The organism is Pseudomonas sp. NFX98, assembly GCF_047784845.1.
Taxonomy (GTDB): domain Bacteria; phylum Pseudomonadota; class Gammaproteobacteria; order Pseudomonadales; family Pseudomonadaceae; genus Aquipseudomonas.
In genome coordinates this window covers 21,851-41,710 of the sequence record NZ_JBLNNF010000016.1, presented here as the reverse complement: position 1 = coordinate 41,710, position 19,860 = coordinate 21,851, and the positions used below count along the sequence as shown (strand labels likewise).

18 protein-coding genes are annotated in these 19,860 nt (G+C 61.3%); 8 read left to right on the top strand and 10 right to left on the bottom strand.

Features of this window, described 5'->3' with window-relative positions:
- Window positions 1-14 precede the first annotated feature (14 nt).
- The gene (locus ACM110_RS20845; protein WP_416129269.1) at window positions 15-1,595 is read left to right on the top strand and encodes a FadD3 family acyl-CoA ligase; all 1,581 of its coding nucleotides are present in this window, start codon (window positions 15-17) and stop codon (window positions 1,593-1,595) included.
- A 117-nt stretch (window positions 1,596-1,712) separates the two neighbouring features.
- Here the strand turns inward: ACM110_RS20845 and ACM110_RS20840 are convergent, their stop codons facing one another.
- Together ACM110_RS20840 and ACM110_RS20835 are read right to left on the bottom strand one after the other, a co-directional pair.
- Window positions 1,713-2,591, bottom strand: a complete 879-nt coding sequence (locus tag ACM110_RS20840; RefSeq protein WP_416129268.1) for an SDR family NAD(P)-dependent oxidoreductase — start codon at window positions 2,589-2,591, stop codon at window positions 1,713-1,715.
- Window positions 2,588-4,330, bottom strand: a complete 1,743-nt coding sequence (locus ACM110_RS20835; RefSeq protein ID WP_416129267.1) for an FAD-binding protein — start codon at window positions 4,328-4,330, stop codon at window positions 2,588-2,590. Before ACM110_RS20835 ends, ACM110_RS20840 begins: the two co-directional genes overlap by 4 nt.
- Before the next feature lie 377 nt (window positions 4,331-4,707).
- Between ACM110_RS20835 and ACM110_RS20830 the strand changes: the two genes are divergently transcribed.
- The 3 genes from ACM110_RS20830 (at window position 4,708) to surE (ending at window position 8,751) form a co-directional block, all read left to right on the top strand.
- The gene (locus ACM110_RS20830; protein ID WP_416129266.1) at window positions 4,708-6,285 is read left to right on the top strand and encodes a DUF1302 domain-containing protein; all 1,578 of its coding nucleotides are present in this window, start codon (window positions 4,708-4,710) and stop codon (window positions 6,283-6,285) included.
- 23 nt (window positions 6,286-6,308) lie between these two features.
- Entirely contained in the window at window positions 6,309-7,688 is a 1,380-nt protein-coding gene (locus ACM110_RS20825; protein ID WP_416129265.1) for a DUF1329 domain-containing protein, read from the top strand.
- Between the two features lie 85 nt (window positions 7,689-7,773).
- Complete coding sequence (surE, locus tag ACM110_RS20820) at window positions 7,774-8,751, top strand: 5'/3'-nucleotidase SurE (protein WP_416129264.1); 978 nt, start codon at window positions 7,774-7,776, stop codon at window positions 8,749-8,751.
- 153 nt (window positions 8,752-8,904) lie between these two features.
- On the opposite strand, the gene ACM110_RS20815 is transcribed toward surE, so the two are convergent.
- The 4 genes from ACM110_RS20815 to ACM110_RS20800 all read right to left on the bottom strand — a co-directional run bounded on the left by ACM110_RS20815 (window position 8,905) and on the right by ACM110_RS20800 (window position 12,509).
- Window positions 8,905-9,363, bottom strand: coding sequence for an REP-associated tyrosine transposase (locus ACM110_RS20815; protein WP_416129263.1), 459 nt, complete (start codon window positions 9,361-9,363; stop codon window positions 8,905-8,907).
- Between the two features lie 281 nt (window positions 9,364-9,644).
- Entirely contained in the window at window positions 9,645-10,760 is a 1,116-nt protein-coding gene (locus ACM110_RS20810) for a 3,4-dihydroxy-2-butanone-4-phosphate synthase (protein WP_416129262.1), read from the bottom strand.
- Window positions 10,757-11,683: an alpha/beta hydrolase gene (locus ACM110_RS20805; RefSeq protein WP_416129261.1), complete on the bottom strand. Its 927-nt coding sequence runs from the start codon at window positions 11,681-11,683 to the stop codon at window positions 10,757-10,759. The genes ACM110_RS20810 and ACM110_RS20805 overlap by 4 nt, the downstream gene beginning before the upstream one ends.
- Entirely contained in the window at window positions 11,670-12,509 is an 840-nt protein-coding gene (locus ACM110_RS20800) for an SDR family NAD(P)-dependent oxidoreductase (RefSeq protein WP_416129260.1), read from the bottom strand. Before ACM110_RS20800 ends, ACM110_RS20805 begins: the two co-directional genes overlap by 14 nt.
- 146 nt (window positions 12,510-12,655) lie before the next feature.
- Between ACM110_RS20800 and ACM110_RS20795 the strand changes: the two genes are divergently transcribed.
- The 4 genes from ACM110_RS20795 to ACM110_RS20780 all read left to right on the top strand — a co-directional run bounded on the left by ACM110_RS20795 (window position 12,656) and on the right by ACM110_RS20780 (window position 16,023).
- Window positions 12,656-13,699 carry a Rieske 2Fe-2S domain-containing protein gene (locus ACM110_RS20795; RefSeq protein ID WP_416129259.1) on the top strand — a complete coding sequence of 348 codons (1,044 nt, stop codon included), beginning with the start codon at window positions 12,656-12,658 and terminating at the stop codon, window positions 13,697-13,699.
- A gap of 135 nt (window positions 13,700-13,834) precedes the next feature.
- Window positions 13,835-14,965, top strand: coding sequence for a helix-turn-helix transcriptional regulator (locus ACM110_RS20790; protein WP_416129258.1), 1,131 nt, complete (start codon window positions 13,835-13,837; stop codon window positions 14,963-14,965).
- 87 nt (window positions 14,966-15,052) lie between these two features.
- On the top strand, window positions 15,053-15,601 hold the full coding sequence (nudE, locus tag ACM110_RS20785; RefSeq protein WP_416129257.1) for an ADP compounds hydrolase NudE: 549 nt from the start codon (window positions 15,053-15,055) through the stop codon (window positions 15,599-15,601).
- A gap of 254 nt (window positions 15,602-15,855) precedes the next feature.
- Window positions 15,856-16,023, top strand: a complete 168-nt coding sequence (locus ACM110_RS20780; protein ID WP_007976884.1) for a hypothetical protein — start codon at window positions 15,856-15,858, stop codon at window positions 16,021-16,023.
- A gap of 66 nt (window positions 16,024-16,089) precedes the next feature.
- Here the strand turns inward: ACM110_RS20780 and dmpG are convergent, their stop codons facing one another.
- From dmpG to ACM110_RS20760, 4 genes are read right to left on the bottom strand one after another with little or no spacing between them, the layout of a single operon-like run.
- The gene (gene dmpG / locus ACM110_RS20775; protein ID WP_416129256.1) at window positions 16,090-17,124 is read right to left on the bottom strand and encodes a 4-hydroxy-2-oxovalerate aldolase; all 1,035 of its coding nucleotides are present in this window, start codon (window positions 17,122-17,124) and stop codon (window positions 16,090-16,092) included.
- A 13-nt stretch (window positions 17,125-17,137) separates the two neighbouring features.
- Complete coding sequence (locus ACM110_RS20770) at window positions 17,138-18,046, bottom strand: acetaldehyde dehydrogenase (acetylating) (protein WP_416129255.1); 909 nt, start codon at window positions 18,044-18,046, stop codon at window positions 17,138-17,140.
- Between the two features lie 18 nt (window positions 18,047-18,064).
- Window positions 18,065-18,856 carry a fumarylacetoacetate hydrolase family protein gene (locus tag ACM110_RS20765; RefSeq protein ID WP_416129254.1) on the bottom strand — a complete coding sequence of 264 codons (792 nt, stop codon included), beginning with the start codon at window positions 18,854-18,856 and terminating at the stop codon, window positions 18,065-18,067.
- The gene (locus ACM110_RS20760; protein WP_416129253.1) at window positions 18,853-19,680 is read right to left on the bottom strand and encodes an alpha/beta fold hydrolase; all 828 of its coding nucleotides are present in this window, start codon (window positions 19,678-19,680) and stop codon (window positions 18,853-18,855) included. Before ACM110_RS20760 ends, ACM110_RS20765 begins: the two co-directional genes overlap by 4 nt.
- Window positions 19,681-19,860: the final 180 nt, after the last annotated feature.

The window sequence follows — 19,860 nt, the reverse complement described above, 5'->3', positions numbered from 1 at the left end:
ACCGGGGAGGCCCCATGCCGCCTGTCGCCACCGCACTGACCATCGCTCAACTGTTCGCCAACATCGCCCAGGCCTACGGCGACCGCCCGGCCATCGAAGACGCGGGCCATTCGATCAGCTACCGGCAACTCGACCAGTTGCGCAGGCAAGCCGCCCGCGCGTTGCTCGCGCTCGATGTCCAGGCCGGGGACCGCGTAGCGATCTGGGCGCCCAACGTGTGGGAATGGATCGTCGCCGCAGGCGCCCTGCAAAGCGTCGGTGCCGCCCTGGTGCCGCTCAACACGCGGATGAAGGGCAGCGAGGCCGGCTACATCCTGCGCGAAAGCGGTACCTGCGTGCTGTTTTCCATCGGTGAATTCCTCGGTGCGGACTATCCGGCCATGCTGGCGTCGGAGGACCTGCCTGAGTTGCGCCACATCGTCAGCGTGCGCGGCGCCAATTCAGGGACTTTGTCCTGGGAAAGTTTTATGGATCTGGGGACCGACGTGTCGCACCTGGCCCTGCGCACCCGCGAACAGAGCGTTGGCCCGCAGACCTTGTCCGACGTGCTGTTCACCTCGGGCACCACCGGCAAACCCAAAGGCGTGATGACCAGCCATGGCCAGAACCTGCGGATCGTGCGGGATTGGAGCGATATCGTCGGTTTGCGCGAGGGCGATCGCTACCTGATCGTCAACCCGTTCTTCCATTCCTTCGGCTACAAGGCCGGCTGGCTGGCGGCGTTGATGCGCGGCTGCACGATCTTGCCGCAGCAGGTGTTCGATGTGCAGGCCGTGCTTGAATGCGTGCAGCGCGAGCGCATCACCGTGTTGCCGGGGCCGCCGACGCTGTATCAATCGTTGCTGGCCCATCCGCAGCGCAACGAATTCGACCTGAGTTCCTTGCGCGTAGCGGTGACCGGGGCGGCGGCGATTCCCGTGGAGATGATCCACCGCATGCGCGACGAACTCGGCTTCGCCACCATCGTCACCGCCTATGGCCTGACGGAAGTGTGCGGTTTCGCCACGATCTGCCGCTCCGGCGATTCTGCGGAGCTGGTCGCCAACACCAGCGGCCGGGCGATGCCGGGAGTGGAAGTGCGTTGTGTCGGCAACAGCGGTCGCAGCCAGCCGGCAAACATTCCCGGTGAAGTGCAGATTCGCGGCTACAACCTGATGCAGGGTTATCTCAACAATCCTGAAGCCAGCCAGGAACTGCTCGACGCCGACGGCTGGCTGCACACCGGCGACATCGGCATGCTCGATGAACAGGGTTATTTGCGCATTACTGATCGACTCAAGGACATGTTCATCACCGGAGGCTTCAATGTGTACCCGGCGGAAATCGAGCAGTGTCTGCTGACATATCCGGGGGTCGCTCAGGCGGCGGTGATTGGTATTCCTGACGAGCGTTTGGGTGAGGTGGCGATGGCGTTTCTGCTACCCGCGCCGGGGATGGAAATCGAACAGACTCGGTTCCTGTCCTGGTGCCGTGAGCAGATGGCTAACTACAAGGTGCCGCGTCGAGTGCAGGTGCTGCAGAGCATGCCGATCAATGCGGCGGGGAAAGTGACCAAGAATGTGTTGCGCGAGTGGGCGTTGCAGCCCGTCAGTTAAACGCAATCCCTGTAGGAGCGAGCCTGCTCGCGATGGTGTGTCAGTCGACATCAATGCAACTGATAGACCATCGCGAGCAGGCTCGCTCCTACAGGTTTTTGTGTATGCCTGGATGGATCAGACCACCCGCGCCGGATGCTGTTGGCGCGGGTCGCCGAGCAGGGCGCGGTGGGACGGTGGCTGACGGCCTTCGGCTTCGCTGATGCCGTAACCGGGGGCAATTTCTGCGGTGATCAGCGTCTGCCCGGATAACCTCATCAACTGCGGATCATTGAGCAACGCATGAATCACCCACCCGTTGAATTGCGGGGTTTCGGCGTGGGCGAGAAACGCCTGGTACTGCTCGCCATGCTGCTCGCCGGCAATCTTCGTGCGCTCGGTCAGTTGCGGGCCGAGCCACAGCGACAACGCCGCCACGCTCTGCCCTTCGAAATCGATCGCCATGTCCGCCGCCAGTTTGTCGATACCCGCCTTCTGAGCACCGTACGCCGGGCCGTGCATGTAGCAACCGGCACCGAATGATGAGGTGAAACAAATCAATCCTTGGGCACTGCGCAGCAACAATGGTGCGGCGTAGTAACTGGCGATGTAGGCCGAACGCAAACCAACATCGAGAATGCGCACCAACTCCAGCGGCTTGGCCCAGAACGGTCCCGGCTCCATCAACTGGTCATGGATAAACGCTGCGTTGTTCACCAGCAAATCCAGATGGCCATACTCTTCGTCTACGCGTGAAAACAGTGCCTGAACCTGCGCATCATCGGCATGATCACAGACCACCGCGATACCGCGCCCTCCGGCTGCGGTGATTGCCGCAGCGGTGTCTTCCAGCGAGCCGCGCAAGGCGTGCCCATACAAATTCGATCCGCCCTGATCCGGGGCGCGACCGGTGACATACACGGTCATGCCCGCCGCACCCAAGGCCAGGGCGATGCCTCGCCCTACTCCGCGACTGGCGCCGGTAACGACGGCTATCTGTTGGCGTGGCTGATTCATTCAACACTCCCGAACAAGGTTTTCGCCGAGGCTGTTTCGCTCTGGCGCTTGATGTGATTGGCCGCCAGATACCCGAAGGTCATGGCCGGGCCGATGGTCGAGCCGGCGCCCGGATAGGTGCGGCCCATCATCGATGCGGCGCTGTTGCCGATGGCGTACAGGCCGTTGATTGGCTCTCCGTCTTCATGCAACACGCGGGCGTGCACGTCGGTCAGCAAACCGCCCTTGGTGCCGATATCGCCAGCATCGATACGCACGGCGTAGAACGGCCCCTTGAGCAACGGCGCCAGGCACGGATTGGGCTTGACGCTCGGGTCGCCGTAGTAGCGATCGAACAGTGATTCGCCCTTGTGGAAATCTGCGTCGACGCCCAGTACCGCCATGGTGTTGAAGCGCTGCACGGTGCGCGTCAGTCCATCAGCATCGACGCCGATTTTCGTCGCCAGTTCTTCCAGGCTCGGTGCCTTGTGGAAGTAATCGCGCAGGTGTTCGGGCAATTGCCAGTCGCGCTGGGCATAACCCGGCAGCAACGCGCCGCAGGGGTATTTGCGCCGGAACTCAGCGTCGAACACCATCCAGCACGGCACGCTCGCCGCGCCTTCGCGGTTGTTGGCGTACATCGCGTAGACGATGTCGGTATAGGGCGCGGCCTCGTTGACGAAACGCTCGCCCGCCGCGTTGACCATCACACAGCCCGGCAAGGTTCGTTCGACAAACAACGCGCGTTGTTTTTCTTCGGCGCGCACGTAAGTGGTCGGCGCCCACCAGCTGTGTTCCATCAGCGCGGTTTGCCCACCGACGGCCTGGCCGGCGCGGATGCCGTCGCCGGTATTGTTCGGCGGCGTGGCACTCCAATCCGCTTTGGACGGTTGCGGCAAATACTGCTCGCGCATCGCCTGATTACGCTCGAAACCACCGGCAGCGATGATCACCCCGTAACGCGCCTTGACGTTGAGCAACTGACCGTTGCGATTGACCCGCGCCCCGCCGACCCGGTCGCCGACCAGCAACAATTCTTCCAGTGCACAGTTGAGCCACAACGACTTGCCGCGATCCTGCAACGAACAGCGCAAGGCACCGATCAAGGCATTGCCCAGGGTCAGGTAACGGTCGCGACGGGACAAACGTCGGCCTTCGCGGTCGCGCCAGTAACGCCACATCACCCGCAGGGTCAGGCGCAACCAACCGGGGCCACGGCACAGCAATACTTGCGCTTCCTTCATGGTCATCGCCATGCGCCCCATCATCAGCGTGCCGGGAGATGGCGCACGCATGCGCAGGAACTCTTCGCCAAGTTCAGCGGCGTCAAACGGTTGCGGGTCCATCGAGCGATAACCCGGTTTTCCGCCTTCGACTTCCGGGTAGTAATCGGCGTAACGCGGTTGCGCTTCGAAGCGCACGCGGGTCTGGTTTTCCAGGTACTCGACCATCTCGCGACCGTGTTCGACATACGCCTCGATGCGCCCATCATCGATCTCGCCACGGGTCACCGCACGGATGTAGGCAATCGCTTCGGCCGCCGAATCGCTGCCACCGAGGGCATTGATCCGGTGGTTGTCGGGGATCCAGATACCGCCGCCGGACACCGCCGAGGTGCCGCCATATTCGCTGCTCTTTTCGATCAGCAGCGCATTCAGGCCCAGGTCGTGGGCGCGCAACGCAGCGGTCATGCCCCCCGCGCCGGAGCCAATCACCAGCACATCACAGCACTCGTCCCATTTGATCCCGGCAGCGTTCATGCGATCACCCTTGTTCTGCGCCCATCAGGCAAAAACCGCCGCTGCCGGATCTTCGCCCGGTGCAGTCGGTCTCGGGATTGTTCGCCGCGCGCGCCGGGTGTTCATCGTCCCATCGGACTAAGCCACAGCTCCTCGTCATCCCCGATCCCCTGTAGGAGCTGTCGAGTGCAACGAGGCTGCGATCTTTTGATTTTTCAAAGCAAAGTCAAAAGATCGCAGCCTTCGGCAGCTCCTACATGGATCCGTTGTCCCCGTGCAAATCGCTTAGTCCGCTTGGACGATGTTGCGCGCAAGTCGTGACTCCATAGTCGCCCACAGCACCAATCACCCCCCCTGAATTGCAGGTCGGGCAGGCCTGACCTGGGCATGAGGACGACATGATAAAAACAATAATCGCCCCACAATCGCTGCATCCGCGCACACAGTTGGCCTTGCTGTTGCTGGCCGGCGGACTGAGCACTCAAGTCAACGCGATGAGCTTTCAGCCCAGCGATGACCTGAGCGTCGATTGGGACACGACACTGACCTACAGCCTTGCATGGCGCACCGAATCGCGCGATCACAAGCTGGTCGCCAATGCCAACGGCAACGACGGCGACAACGCCTTCGACAGAAACAGCCTGATCAACAACCGCGCCGGTTTCCTCACCGAAGCCAACATCAAGTGGCGTGAGGATTACGGGGTGTTCCTGCGCGGTACGGGTTTCTACGACAACGTCTACGATCGCGGCAATGACAACGACACGGGCACTTCGAACTGCTTCGCGGGCGGTCATTGCAGCCGTTCCGACCGCTTCTCACAGGACACCATCGACCAGCATCGCGATGAACTGCGCATGCTCGATTACTACGCCTATGGCACCTGGGACCTGAGCGGTCACAACCTCAATGCGCGTCTGGGCAATCAGGTGGTGAGCTGGGGTGAAAGCCTGTTCTACCCCGGTATTTCTGCGGCGCAGAGCCCGGTGGATGCGACCAAGGCGACCACGCCGGGTGTTGAGGTCAAGGAAATCCTGCTGCCGGTCGGCCAGCTGTTCACCCAGTTCAGCCTGACTGAGAGTCTGGGTGTCCAGGCCTACTACCAATACAAATGGGAGAAGACCGAGCTGTTCGGCGTGGGCAGCTATTTCTCCACCACCGACTACATCGACAAGGGCGGCTTCAACGACGCCACTGGTTTCCTCACCCGTCTCAAGGATGACGAGCCGAGTGACAGCGGCCAGTACGGTGTGGCCTTCACCTATGCCGCCGAGTCGTTGAACAACACCGAGTTCGGCATTTACTACTCGCGTTATCACGACAAGACCCCATCGCTGGATTTCCAGACCGATCTGGGTCACTACCGCGTGCGCTACTTCGACAACATCGACTTGTTCGGCGCGAGCTTCGCGACGGTCATCGGCGACGTGAGCTGGGCCGGTGAGGTCAGCTACCGCGACGGTTCGCCGGTGATGGTCGACAACGGTTTCTCCAGCCCCGTGCGCGGCGAAACCCTGCAGGCGCAGACTTCGGCGATCTACGTGGTCGGCCCGACGTCCTGGGCGGACAACACCACCCTGACCGGGGAAGTCGTCTACAACACCGTGCTCAGCAACGACAAGTCGCAACCGCTGACCCTGGCCCCCGGCTTCACCTTGCCGGGCACCGACAGCCTGGTCTACGACCGCGATGCCTGGGGTTACACGGTTCAGGTCAACCTCGATTACAACAACGTGTTCAGCGGTTGGGACATGTCGGTGCCCGTCACCTACAGCACCGCCGCGCAGCATGACAGCGCGCTGGTGGGCTCGATCAACTCAGGCCAGGGCGACGACCGCGCCAGCATCGGCAGCTCTTGGCGCTACCTGGGCAACTTCACCGTCGAGGCCCGCTACAACGCCTACCTCGGCAACGCCAACAACAGCCCGTTGGCCGACCGCGACAACGTCGCGCTCAACTTCAAGTACCGGTTCTGATTCCCCAATCGGAGGAGCACAGCATGTCCAGATTCACCCAAACATTATTGAGCACCGCGCTGACCGTCGGCCTGCTCGGCAGTGGCCTGGCCTACGCCAAGGTCAGCCCCGAAGAAGCCGCGCGCCTGGGCCAGGACCTGACCCCGATGGGCGCGGAAAAGGCCGGCAACGCCGACGGCAGCATCCCGGCCTGGAGCGGCAAATGGCTGGGCCTGCCGCCGGGTCTCAAGTTTGACGGCCCCGGCACGCCGTACCCGGACCCGTACGCAGCGGAAAAACCGTTGTTCGTGATCGACTCGAAGAACATGGACAAGTACGCCGCCAACCTCACCGATGGCCAGAAAGCGTTGCTCAAACGCTACCCTGACACCTTCAAGATCCCGGTGTACCCGAGCCACCGTGACTTCCGCGTTGACCCGAAACTGGTCGAAGCGGTCAAGCACAACGCCCTCAATGCCGAGCTGGCCAACGACAACAACGACACGAAAAACGCGTGGGCCGGTTCGCCGTTCCCGATTCCGAAAAATGGCAGCGAGTTGATGTTCAACCACACCCTCGCCGGCCGCGCCGCCGCCGAAGAGGCCAACTACCGCCAGGCCGTGGTGTATTCCAACAAAGAGCGGGTACTCGAAGAGGTCAACTACAAGATCTTCTCGATCTGGTCCAACCCGGACAGAACCCTGGAAACGTCCAACGGCATTCTCACCAACTTCCTGATTACCACCCTGGAACCGGTGCGCAAGAAAGGCGAGATCGTCGTCGGCCACGAGTTCATCAACCCGACGGCCTCCCCGCGTCAGGCCTGGCAATACAGCCCGGGCCAACGCCGGGTACGTCGCGCGCCGACCGTGGGTTACGACTCGCCGACCGGTGCCGGTGGTTTTCGCGTCTACGACGAAGACCGTTTGTTCAACGGTGCGCCGGACCGCTACAACTGGACCATCGTCGGCAAAAAGGAAATCTACATTCCGTACCACAACTACAAGATCGACGATCCGAGCGTCAGCACCGATCAGATCCTGGACACCACCGGCCACATCGATCCGCAGTACATGCGCTACGAAAAACATCGGGTCTGGGTGCTGCAAGCCACCCTCAAGGAAGGTGCCCGCCATGTCTACGCCAAACGTGTGATGTACCTGGACGAAGACACCTGGGCCGCGACCCTGGCCGACAACTACGACAGCCGTGGCCAGTTGTGGCGCACCAACATGCAGACTTCGATCTACGCCTACGAGATGCAGCGCTACCACGCTCGCCTCGGCATCTACCACGACCTGATCGCCGGCTCGTACCTGGTTGACCGGATTCTGATCGATCAGAAACCGGCCAAGCTCAACGCCACCGCCTTCACCGAAGACGAATTCACCCCTGGCAACCTGCGCAAACTCGGCACCCGCTAAACCCACCGCGCCCCGACCGATTCATTCGGTCGGGGCGTTGTGCTTTTCTATATCTGCCATCTGCCCACTTCACGGAAAACCTCCCATGAACAAACTGCTCACTGGCGTGATCGCCATGGCCAGCGTCGGCCTGTCGATGCAGGCCAACGCCCTGAACATCCTGCTGACCAACGACGATGGCTGCCGCGCGCCCGGCATCGATGCGATGTACCGCGCACTGACGGCTGCCAGGCATAAGGTCACGCTGGTTGGCCCGTTGAACGACAGCAGCGGCATCAGTGCCGCCAGCGTGGTCGTGCCTGGTCAGGCGTTGGCGGTTACAGAGCTGGCTGCGGACAAGTTTTGCGTTGGACCGCCGGAGGGTTACACCTCGCCTGCCGGTAAGACATCTGCCATCGGCACGCCGGTGGATGCGGTCAACGTCGGTCTGGATGTGATCCTCAAGGACAACCGCCCAGACCTGGTGGTGTCCGGCAGCAACTTCGGAGAAAACGTTGGTCCACTGACGCAGATGTCCGGCACCCTCAACGCCGCCGTGCGCGCCATGTTCAAGGGGATTCCGGCGGTGGCGGTATCCACGGCCATCGACATGGACCTGATCATTCGCGATCAACAGGCCGGGTATCGCAAAACCCTCGACGCCATGGACGACACGGCGCGGTTTGCGGTGAAGGTCATTGAACAGGCGAGTCTTGCCGGTGCGGAAGCCAAACAGGCGTGCGCCAAGAACAAACAAAAATGCGAACTGAACGTACTCGGCCTGCCGGGCGTCAACGGCCTGAATCTCAACTATCCGCCGCTCAAACCTGACGAGGTCAAGGGTGTGAGCTTTGCTCCGATCGGCAATTGGGACCGCGTTAACTTCACCTCACAGCGCGGCACTGATGGCGTGGTCCACGTCAACCTCGCCCCGCCATCGACCCCGACCGCCGAGCAGCAAAAAGCCGATGCGTATCAACTGTGGCAGGGGCATGCGGTGATCACCGTGATCGACGGCAACATGACTGCGCCGGATGCAGTGCAGGATCAGGCGAAGGAAATGTTGCGAGGCATCAAGCCTTAAGGGCTGAGCACATTCGACATTGCTGTCGCCTGATACACCGCCATCGCGAGCAAGCTCGCTCCCACAGTGGATCTGGGTGTTCGCGGACGTTGCATACACCTGATAACCCTGTGGGAGCGAGCTTGCTCGCGATTGAGGCAACACGGTTCCAGATCAAACCCATATCGCGTCCCACAGCGCATAGTCGCCAAGCTTCTCCACCAACCCAGCCCGCAACGGGTTGGCGACGACATAACGAGCAAGCTTTACCAAATCCTCATCCCGCCTCAGCGCCCGATCGTGATAGCCCTGCTGCCAAAGGCTGCCTCTACGACCGGCGGACAGGTTCACAGCCCGCGTACTCAAGGATTTTGTTTTTTGCATCAGCTGACTGAGTGAGCACTGTTGCAGTTCGATCAACCAATGAAAATGATCAGGCATGACGACCCATGCCAAGGAATTCGCCCAGCCTTGCTTCTGCGCTTGTCGAAATTGCTCAACGACCAATCGGCCTAAGCGGAAATCCTTGAAGACTGGCTCCCGGTGGAGAGTGTTGGTGGTTAACAGGTAAACCCTGCTGAACTCAGCATAACGACCGATACGTAGACGATGTGAAGAAGGTACGTCAGGCATTCCGTTGCCCCCCAATATGAAGTCATGAAGGCTAGACCGAGGAATGCCCGAGCGTGGGCGCAACTTTGGACTAGATGTGTCTGATAGTCAGTCATCGCGAGCAAGCTCGCTCCCACAGTAGATCTGGGTGTTCGCAGACGTTGCGTACACCTGACAACCCTGTGGGAGCGAGCTTGCTCGCGATGGGGCCGGTACATTCAACATCAATGGCGCCTGACAATCCGCTATCGTCGGATCGCCGCCCGGAGCAAGCTCGCTCCCACAGTTTTTTTGTGTTGGCTTTAGATTGGGGGTTGGAACGGTACGAATTCCGTCACTTCCAGATCAAACCCTGACACGGCCTTGTACGGCACCGGCGAGCTCATCAGGCGCATTTTGCGGACGTTCTGGTCCCGCAGGATTTGTGCGCCGATGCCCAGGGTCCGTTGCGGAAACTGCGGCGTGCGCTGCTTGCCTCCGCTGCGCTGACGCAATTGCTCCAGTACGCCATCGGCCGTTTCCTTCTGCGCCAGCAATACCAGCACGCCAGAACCTGCCGCGGCAATACTTGCCAACGAACGCTCCAGCGTCCATTGCTGCGGTCCGCCTTCGCTTTCGCAGCTCAAGGCATCGCGCAGGGTCTCAATGCTTTGCACCCGCACCAGCACCGGTTGCGAGCTGTCGACCTTGCCCTTGACCAGCGCCAGATGCAGCGCACCTTGGTAGGTGTCCTGATAGGTCGTCACCCGAAACTCACCGTGGCGGGTGTGCAAGGGATACTCATCACCACGCTCGATCGTGCCTTCATGCAGGATGCGGTAGTGAATCAGGTCGGCGATGCTGCCGATCCGCAGGTCATGGCGCTGGACGAATTCGAACAGCTCGGCACCACGGGCCAACTCGCCCTCTTCATTGAGAATCCCCACCAGCGTTGCCGCCGGTTGCAGGCCTGCCAGGCGCGTCAGGTCGCACGCGGCCTCGACATGCCCGGCCCGCTGCATGACGCCACCGGGCAAGGCTTGCACCGGGAAGATATGCCCCGGCTGCACCAGGTCCGCCGGACCGCTGGCCGGATCCACCGCCACCTGAATCGAACGCGCCCGATCCGCCGCAGAGATGCCGGTGGACACCCCGGTCGCCGCTTCGATCGAACGGGTAAACCCCACGCCATGCTGCGCCCGGGAATTGGGCACCATCAAATCCAGCCCCAACGCACGGCAACGTTGCTCGGTCAGGGCCAGGCAAATAAGCCCGCGTGCCTGCACCGCCATAAACGTGACCGCCTCGGCCCCGGCCTGTTCGGCCGCCATCAGCAACGAGCCTTCGCCGTTGTGTTCGTCGTCGGTGATGACCACCATCTGCCCGGCCGCGATGGCCTCGATCAACTGCGGCACCGTGTTGAACACCGCGCCGTTCAATTGAATGCCCTGCGCAGGTCGGCTGCCGCATCGGCCAACGCGAGTGCCGCGCGTTCGACAAAGGGTGCCATGCTGATGAAACCGTGAGTCATGCCTTCGCAACGTTGCAGGCGCACCGAGATGCCGGCCTTAAGCAAGCGCCGGGCAAATGCCTCGCCTTCATCGCGCAAGGGATCGAATTCAGCCGTGAGCAACGTTGTCGGTGGCAGTCCCGCCAGTGACTCGGCATGCAGCGGCGAAGCCAAGGGATCATCGCCCTGCCCAGAGTCCTGCAAATATTGCTGCCAGAACCAGTACATCATCGCGCTGCTGAGCAGATAGCCTTCGGCGAAATCCTCGTAGGACTGACTGTCGCAACGCGCATCGGTCACCGGATAAAACAGACATTGGTAACTGATCTTCGGCCCTTGCCTTTGCGCCGCCAATTGACTGACCGCCAGCGCCAGATTGCCTCCTGCACTGTCTCCGGCCAGCGCCAGCCGACGGCCATCGACACCCAGCGCGGCAGCGTTTTCCACCAGCCAGCAGGCGGCGGCATAACAGTCGAGCGGTGCCGCCGGAAAATGATGCTCCGGCGCCAACCGGTAAGCCACAGACACCACCACCGCCTCTGCCTGACGGGCCAGGGATCGGCAGAGATTATCGTGGGTATCGAGGTTCCCCATGACAAAACCGCCACCGTGGAAAAACACCAGCAGCGGCAAACTGTCCTCGTCCAGTGGCCGATACAGCCGTGCATCCAGCTCGCCGCCCGCGCCGGCAACCCGCAGGTCACGCACCTCGATCATCGGATCGCCGGGAATGGCCGGCAGCAGGTTGTCGGAAAACTGCCGGTATTGAACGGCGTCCACCTGGCTGAAATCGGGCTCCGGAATGTCGCGAAACTGCTGGAGCACCGCAGCGATCTGTTTATCGAGCGGCATGGGCATCTCCTTCTACATCGGTCATTTGAAACTGTGGGTTGCGCTCTTCCAGGATGCTTTGCACCCGCCGCTCCAGCGCCGGTTTGAAGCCTTTATGGGGCAGGATCCAGAAGCGTTTGTCAGCGATGGCGGCGAACACCTGCGCCGCGAGTTCGGCCGGTGTCATGCCTTGGCGGATGGTGCTGTCGAGCAGCTGACTGAAGTCAGAGCCGGCGCTGTCCACCACCTGGTTCGAGGCCATGATTTCACTGGCCACCGGCCCCGGACACAGCACCGAAACCGATACCGGCGCACCGAGCATCGCCAGCTCGTAATGCAGGGTTTCCGAGAGCGCGACCACGGCCTGCTTGGTCACGTTGTACGGTGCCATCAGCGGGCTGCTGACCAACCCGGCAAGCGACGCGGTGTTGATCACATGCGCCGCTCGCCCCTGCCGCAGCAACAGCGGCACGAAACTGCGAATGCCGTTGATCACGCCGTTCAGATTCACGTCGAGCATGCGCTGCCATTGCGCGTCGGTGATTTCCCAACTGAAACCGGTTTGCATGACCCCGGCGTTGTTGAACAGCAAATCAACGCCGCCAAACTGCTCTAAGGCGCAATCACGCAGACGCTCGACTTGCTGCACATCGCCGACGTCGGTGACACAGGCAATCGCCTGCGCACCGCCAACATTCAATTCATCGCACAGGCTTTGCAGACCTGCCGCATCCCGATCCGCCAGCACCAGACGCATGCCCAGCGTTGCCGCGTGCTCGGCCAGGCCTCGACCGATACCACTGGCGGCCCCGGTAATCACCGCCACCGGCCCTTGTTCATTATTCATCGCCAACTCCTGCCTTGGGTCCAATGGCGCCAGTAGAGCGGGCCTGTTTGACGCAGCCATCGTCCATTCAGACGATGCCCGCTTTTACAGGGGCGGCAGAATCCCTTACATGCGCCAAACCCGTGATCCCTTGGGAGAATAATAAGATGAGTACCCTGCACCGCATCGAAGCCAAACTGCTGGAAGACCGCTACGCCCGTGGCTGGCATTGCCTGGGCCTGGCCGCGCAATACCGCGACGGCAAGGCCCATCGCCTGGAGGTGTTCGGCACCCGGCTGGTGGCCTTCCAGGGCGAAGACGGCGAGCTGCACATTCTCGACGGCTACTGCCCGCACATGGGCGCCGACCTCAGCACCGGTTGCGTCGAAGGCAACTCGATCCGCTGCCCGTTCCACGCCTGGCGCTGGGGCGCCGATGGTGTCTGCGATGACATTCCCTATGCCAAGCGCATCCCGCCACGGGCCAGGATCAAGAGCTGGCCGATCATGGAAGAGAACCAGCTACTGTTCGTCTGGAACGACCCGGAAGGCAATCCGCCGCTGCCGGAGCAACGCATTCCGCGCATCGACGCCTGCTTCAATGACGAATGGGCGGCGTGGGAAGTAGCCGAATTGCAGATCGGCACCAACTGCCGCGAACTGATCGACAACATCGCCGACATGGCGCACTTCGGCACGGTGCACGGCGCGCCGGTGGAAGAGTTCATCAACGTTTTCGAAGGCCATTTGGCGACCCAGATCATGCGTGCCCGCAGTGAGCGCTTGTCCGGTGACAGCGTGCTGAGCACCGAAGCTACCTATTTCGGCCCGGCCTACCAGATCACCGAAATGACCGGCGCCATGAACGGCCAACCGATCCACTCAATCCTGCTCAATTGCCACGTGCCGATCGACCTCGACAGCTTTACCCTGCGCTACGGTGTGCTGGTGAAGAAGATCCCGGGGCTCAGCGAAGAGCAGAATCAGGCGATGGCCAAGGCCTACGTGCAGCAGGCGCAAGCGGCCTTCTATGAAGACGTCGCGATCTGGCACAGCAAGACCCGCGTCGATAACCCGCTGCTGTGCGATGGCGACGGCCCGGTCTATCAGTTGCGTCGCTGGTACGAGCAGTTCTACACCGACGTCGAAGCGCTGTCGGCTGACGTTGCCGAACACAAGAAATATGTCGTGCGCGCCACCGAACGGGCCTGACGACAGCGGCGTTTCGCCCGCCATGGGCCTGACCGGCAGCCGCCCGTCAGGCCCCGAGCCCGAGCGTTGCAAGGAGTCGATACCGGCGCTTATTCTCGGCCACCGCCAACGCTAATAATAAAAATGGTTTTACCTATGCAGCAGAGCCTCAGCCTCGATACGTTCAGTGATTTGCTCGGCAACCTCTACCAAGGACCGCTGGAAACCATTCCCTGGGCGACCTTCCTCAATCAGCTCAATGTGCATCTGAACAGCAAGTACGTAACCTTCATCCTGCGTCCGCCCAGCGCCCACGTGGACGGCTTGATGGTCAACACCACCGGCACCTCGACCGAGGCGACCGCGTCGTACAACAAGCACTTTTTCAGCCTCGATCCGTTTGTCGACCTGCCCAACCGTCAGGTTGTGACCCTCGCCGAATTCGTTTCCAACGACGATTGGCAGGAGTCGGAGTTCTACAAGAATTTCCTTGAGCCGGTGGACGTGTTCCATATCCTCGGCGCCGATATCAATACTGTCGACGGTGCCCAGTGCCGCATTCGCATCAGTCGCGGCCGCGACGACAAGGCCTTCGGAGCCGAAGAAAAAGAACTGCTGACGCACTTCATTCCGCACCTCGAACGCTCGATCAAGATCCACATGCAGCTCAACCGCATCGAAGCCGAGCGCAATCTTTACGCCGGCGCGGTGAATCAGATGGCAGTCGGCACGATCATCCTCGATGAAGCGGGCAAGGTGCTGCAGACCAACCAGGTCGCCGACCGGCTGATCCAGGAAAAGGACGGGATCAAACTGGTCAACGATGGCCTGCAAGTCGGTACGGCCCGGGACACCCAGGAATTCCGCCGACTGGTCAAGCAGTCGCTGTTGTCGCAAAAGAGCGGCAATCCGTCAGTGGTAGAAGCCCTGCGCGTACAGCGGCCGTCCGGCAAAGCGGATCTGGGGATCATCGTGCGCTCGGTGCCCTTGAGCGACTGGAGCGAAGGCAAGCAGTGCCCGACCGTGGTGATTTTCATCAGCGACCCGGAGCAGCAGTCCACCGCGCCGCAGGATATCGTCCGCGCGCTGTTCGACTTCACCCCGGCGGAAACACAACTGGCGATGTTGCTGGCCAACGGTTTGACCCTCGACGAAGCTTCGGAAGAGTTGGGCATCAGCCGCAATACCTCGCGGGCGCACTTGCGCTCGACCTTCTCGAAAACCGGCGTGACTCGCCAGACCATGCTGGTGCGCCTGATCCTGCGCAGCGTGGCGACGCTCGGTTAGTTTCCTTTGCCGCCCTCGTCCGCTTGGACGATGGCGGCCCTTGCGGTGCGGCGCACAGTGTCTTCATCCCAACCAGGGGTCAGACCCATGCGCAACTCTCCGACCATCCTCAAGACTGAACTGCTGGCGCAAAGCGGCCACTTTCAGATCGAAGCCCTGCACCTGCAATTCAGCAACGGCCAGCAGCGGATCTACGAACGTTTGCGCGGTACCGGTTATCGCTCGGTGATGCTGGTGGCGATGCCCGACCCCGAGCATGTGTTGCTGGTGCGCGAGTACGCGGTGGGTGTGGAAAAAACCATCCTCGGATTGCCCAAGGGCGGTGCCGAGCCCGACGAAGATTATTTGCAGGCAGCGCAGCGTGAGTTGAGCGAAGAAGTGGGATTGCGTGCCGCGCGTCTCACTGAGCTGGGTGAACTGACGCTGGCGCCGGGGCATTTGTGCCATCGCTACCGTGTGGTGCTGGCTGAACAATTGAGCCCTTGCCAACTGATTGGCGACGAACCGGAACCGCTGGAATGTTTGCGCGTGCCGATGGTGCAGATTCCTGAACTGGTGGCCCGGGGTGAACTGCATGAAGCACGGGCGATTGCCGCGCTGTTCATGGCAATCGGCGCCCTCGCCCGCCGTGACTGATGCGCAAATTTTGTAGGAGCTGCCGCAGGCTGCGATCTCTTGACCTTGCTCTTAAAAATCAAAAGATCGCAGCCTCGTTGCACTCGACAGCTCCTACAGAGGATCGTGGATTTATGCAAAATTTTCGGCCAAACCCGCTCCCACAAGGGATCCGCTGAGATTCAAATTGTTCGGCTAGTCCATTCGGACGAAGCCACCCGTCCCACACCGCCATAACCTGTCTCTACAACAATAAAGCCGTGTCGAGACCCATCATGCGCAAATCCACTTGTGCTCTATTCATCATCGTCTGTGCAGGCGCGTCCACCAGCCTTTGCCAACTGTTCAAGAACGAAGCCTATCGACCGACCACCGCGTACTTCAGCTGTGCGAGCACGGCCATCAACTGCTATCCGCCGCTGGTACGCAACCTGTTGCCTTGAGCACAAGGTCTCATCGGACATAAAAAAACCACCGAATCATCGGTGGCTTTTTCGTTGCTTCCAGGATCAGGTTGGCAATACACCGCGAGCCCGCGACAGCGTCAGCGCCAGGTCTTCGATCATGTCTTCCTGACCGCCCACCGTGCCACGTCGACCCAGCTCCACCAACAGTTCGCGAGCCGCAATGCCGTACTTCTGCTCGGCACGCTTGGCGAACAGCAGGAACGAACTGTAGACCCCGGCATAACCCAACGTCAGCGCATCGCGGTCGAGGCGGATCGGTTGGTCCATCATCGGCACCACCAAGTCTTCGGCGACGTCCATGATCTTGTACAGGTCGACGCCACTGTTGACGCCCATGCGTTCCAGTACTGCGACGAACACTTCCAGCGGCGTGTTGCCCGCCCCCGCGCCAAGGCCCGCGACCGAACCGTCGACGCGAGCAGCACCCGCCTCGATAGCGGCCAGGGAGTTGGCGATAGCCATGCCCATGTTGTGGTGGCCGTGGAAGCCGACCTCTGTTCCGGCATTCAGACCGGCACGCAGGGCACCGATTTTTTGCGTCACTTCATCGGGCAACATGTAGCCGGCCGAGTCGGTGCAGTAGATGCAATTGGCGCCGTAGCTCTCCATCAACCGCGCCTGCTCAAGCAGTTTCTCCGGGCTGACCATGTGCGCCATCATCAGGAAGCCGACGGTGTCCAGGCCCATCTTCGCCGACATGCCGATGTGCTGGCCGGACACGTCCGCCTCCGTGCAGTGGGTGGCCACGCGAATGGTCGACACGCCGTGTTCGTGGGCCATTCTCAGGTGATCGAGGGTGCCGATTCCCGGCAACAGCAGCGCCGAAACCTTGGCCTGCTGCATCTTCGGGATCACGGCGGCGAAATACTCTTCGTCGCTGTGGGCCGGGAAGCCGTAGTTCAGCGAAGCACCGCCCAAGCCATCGCCATGAGTGATTTCGATCAGCGGCACACCGGCCGCATCGAGGCCGGTGGCCACCGAAACCATTTGCTCAATGCTGATTTGATGCTGTTTGGCGTGCATGCCGTCGCGCAGGCTCATGTCGTGCAGACGGACGCTCTTACCTTGCAAATTCATCGGGATTCTCCACTCAACGGACGGGCAGTTGCAGGGCGCCCTTGTGGGCTTCTTCGGCGAACATCTCGGCCGTGCGCAAACCGGCGGCGGTCATGATGTCGAGGTTGCCGGCGGACTTGGGCAGGAAATCGCCGAGGCCTTCGACCTCGATGAAAATCGACACCTTGCGCCCGTCGAACACCGGCCCGTTGATCAGCTTGTAGCCGGGCACGTAGCGCTGCACTTCGCGGACCATTTCCAGCACCGAGGTGCGGATCGCGTCCTGGTTCGGCTCGTCATCGGTCAGGCAATGAATGGTGTCGCGCATCATCAACGGCGGCTCGGCCGGGTTGATCACGATGATTGCCTTGCCGCGTCGCGCGCCGCCGATCTGCTCCACTGCGCCAGCGGTGGTGCGGGTGAATTCGTCGATGTTCTGCCGCGTGCCCGGGCCGACCGAACCGGAGGACACGGTGGCGACGATTTCGCCGTAGCTCACCGGTTGCACCCGCGACACGGCCGCCACCATCGGGATGGTCGCCTGGCCGCCGCAAGTAACCATGTTCACGTTCATCGCCAGGCTCGACGCGTGCTCCTTGAGATTCACCGGCGGCACGCAGAACGGGCCGATAGCCGCTGGCGTGAGGTCGATCATGATCACGCCCAGCTCGTTGAGCTTGCGGCTGTTTTCCGCGTGTACGTAGGCCGAGGTGGCATCGAAGGCGATGCGAATGTCATCGTCGAGCACGTGCGGCAGCAAGCCGTCGACACCGCCAGCCGTGGTCTTGATGCCCATTTCCCGAGCACGTTTCAGGCCTTCGGATTCAGGGTCAACGCCCACCATCCACACCGGCTCGATCCATTCCGATCGGCACATTTTCATCAGCAGATCGGTGCCGATGTTGCCCGGGCCGATAATGGCCGCTCTGAGTTTTTTGCTCATGGGGTCAAACTCCAAAAGTCAGGCGCAGAAAGACACCCGGGCACTGCCCAGGCCATCGATGGTCAATTCGAAGCGGTCGCCGGCGCGGGCCGGTTCCAGAGGTACGAGCGAGCCCGAGAGAATGATTTCCCCGGCCTTGAATGGAATGCCGAACGCACCGAGGGTATTGGCCAGCCAGGCCACCGCCGTCAGCGGATTGCCTTGCACTGCCGAGCCCAGGCCTTCGCTCAGTGGTTTGCCATTTTTGAATACGCGCATGCGCAGGTTCGGCAGGTCCAGTTCACGCGGGTCGACCTGGCTGTCACCGAGCACAAACACGCCGCAAGAGGCGTTGTCGGCAACCGTGTCCTGGATGCGGATGCGCCATTCGTGAATCCGCGAATCGACGATCTCGAAGCACGGCATCACGTATTCGGTAGCCTCCAGAACGTCGGCTTCGGTGATGCCGGGGCCGACCAGATCGCGCTTGAGCTTGAAAGCGATCTCGCCTTCGGCGCGAGGCTGGATCAGTTTGGTGGCCGAGAGGGAAATTTGCGCATCGTCAGCGAACGACATCTGCCGGGTGATGAAGCCGAAATCCGGCTGATGCACGTTGAGCATCTGTTGCACCGCCGCCGAGGTCACGCCGATTTTCTTGCCGACGATCTCGTCCCCGGCCGCCACCCGACGCTCAATCGCGTACAGGGAAATGTGGTAGGCGTCTTCGATGCTGATCGCCGGCCAGCGCTCGGTCAGCGGTGCCAGTGTCGAGCCGCTGAGCAGCGCCTGATAAAGCTCTTCGCCGAACTCGCGGCGCAATTGCACGCTCATCCGCGGGCCTCCTGAAGAAACGCCAGGCACTGGCGGTTGAAAAACTCACGGTGCTCGACCTGCACCCAATGCCCACACTCACTGAGCATCACGAAGCGGATACCGGTGCAGTGTTCGAGCATGGTTTGCGCACCCGAGGACGGGCAGAATTTGTCGTTCATGCCCCAGAAGCCGAGGATCGGGCATTGCAGATCGGCGAGGCGCGACGTCATGTTCGGCACCTGCATGGTCGACAGCACGCACACCGGTTGCTGTTGCACCACGGCCACGCGCTCGTTGACGGTTTCGTCGCTGATCAGGCTTTCGTCGAATAGTTGCAACACCAACAAACGACGCATGCCCGCCGCATCGTTCAGTTCACCTTTGGCGAAGGCCGCGCCCATTTTCTGGATGCCTTCCATGTGCAGGTAATACTGTTCTTTTTCCATCAGGCCACCGGGGGCCATCAGCACCAGACGGCTGACGCGCTGCGGTTGGTCGAGAGCCAGTTTGATCGCGATCGCGCCGCCCAGAGAGTTGCCGACCAGCACACAACGCTGGATGTCGAGGGCGTCGAGCAGACCGCTCAAAGCCGAGACGAAGAAGTCCAGGGTGTAGAGGGTGTCGGGTTTGTCCGAAGCCCCATAACCCGGCAGGTCCGGAACGATCACCCGATAACCGGCCTCGGCAAACACCGGGTAGTTCTGCTTGAAGTTGCTGTGACCGCTGGCGCCAGGCCCGCTGCCATGGATGAAAATCACGGGTTCGCCGTTGCCGACGTCACGATAATGCAGCTGCAAACCATCCGGCAGCGTAACGAAGTGCCCTTGCGCTGAAGCGCCCATAAGGTGTCCTCCCGGCCTGTTGTTGTAGCCGGATTATTCCGAGGGCACGGGTGGGCAACATCGTCCGACAGGACTACGGCGCCGTAGGAGCTGCCGAAGGCTGCGATCTTTTGATCTTGCTTCAAAAACAAAATCAAAAGATCGCAGCCTTCGGCAGCTCCTACAGTCTCTAGTCTTATC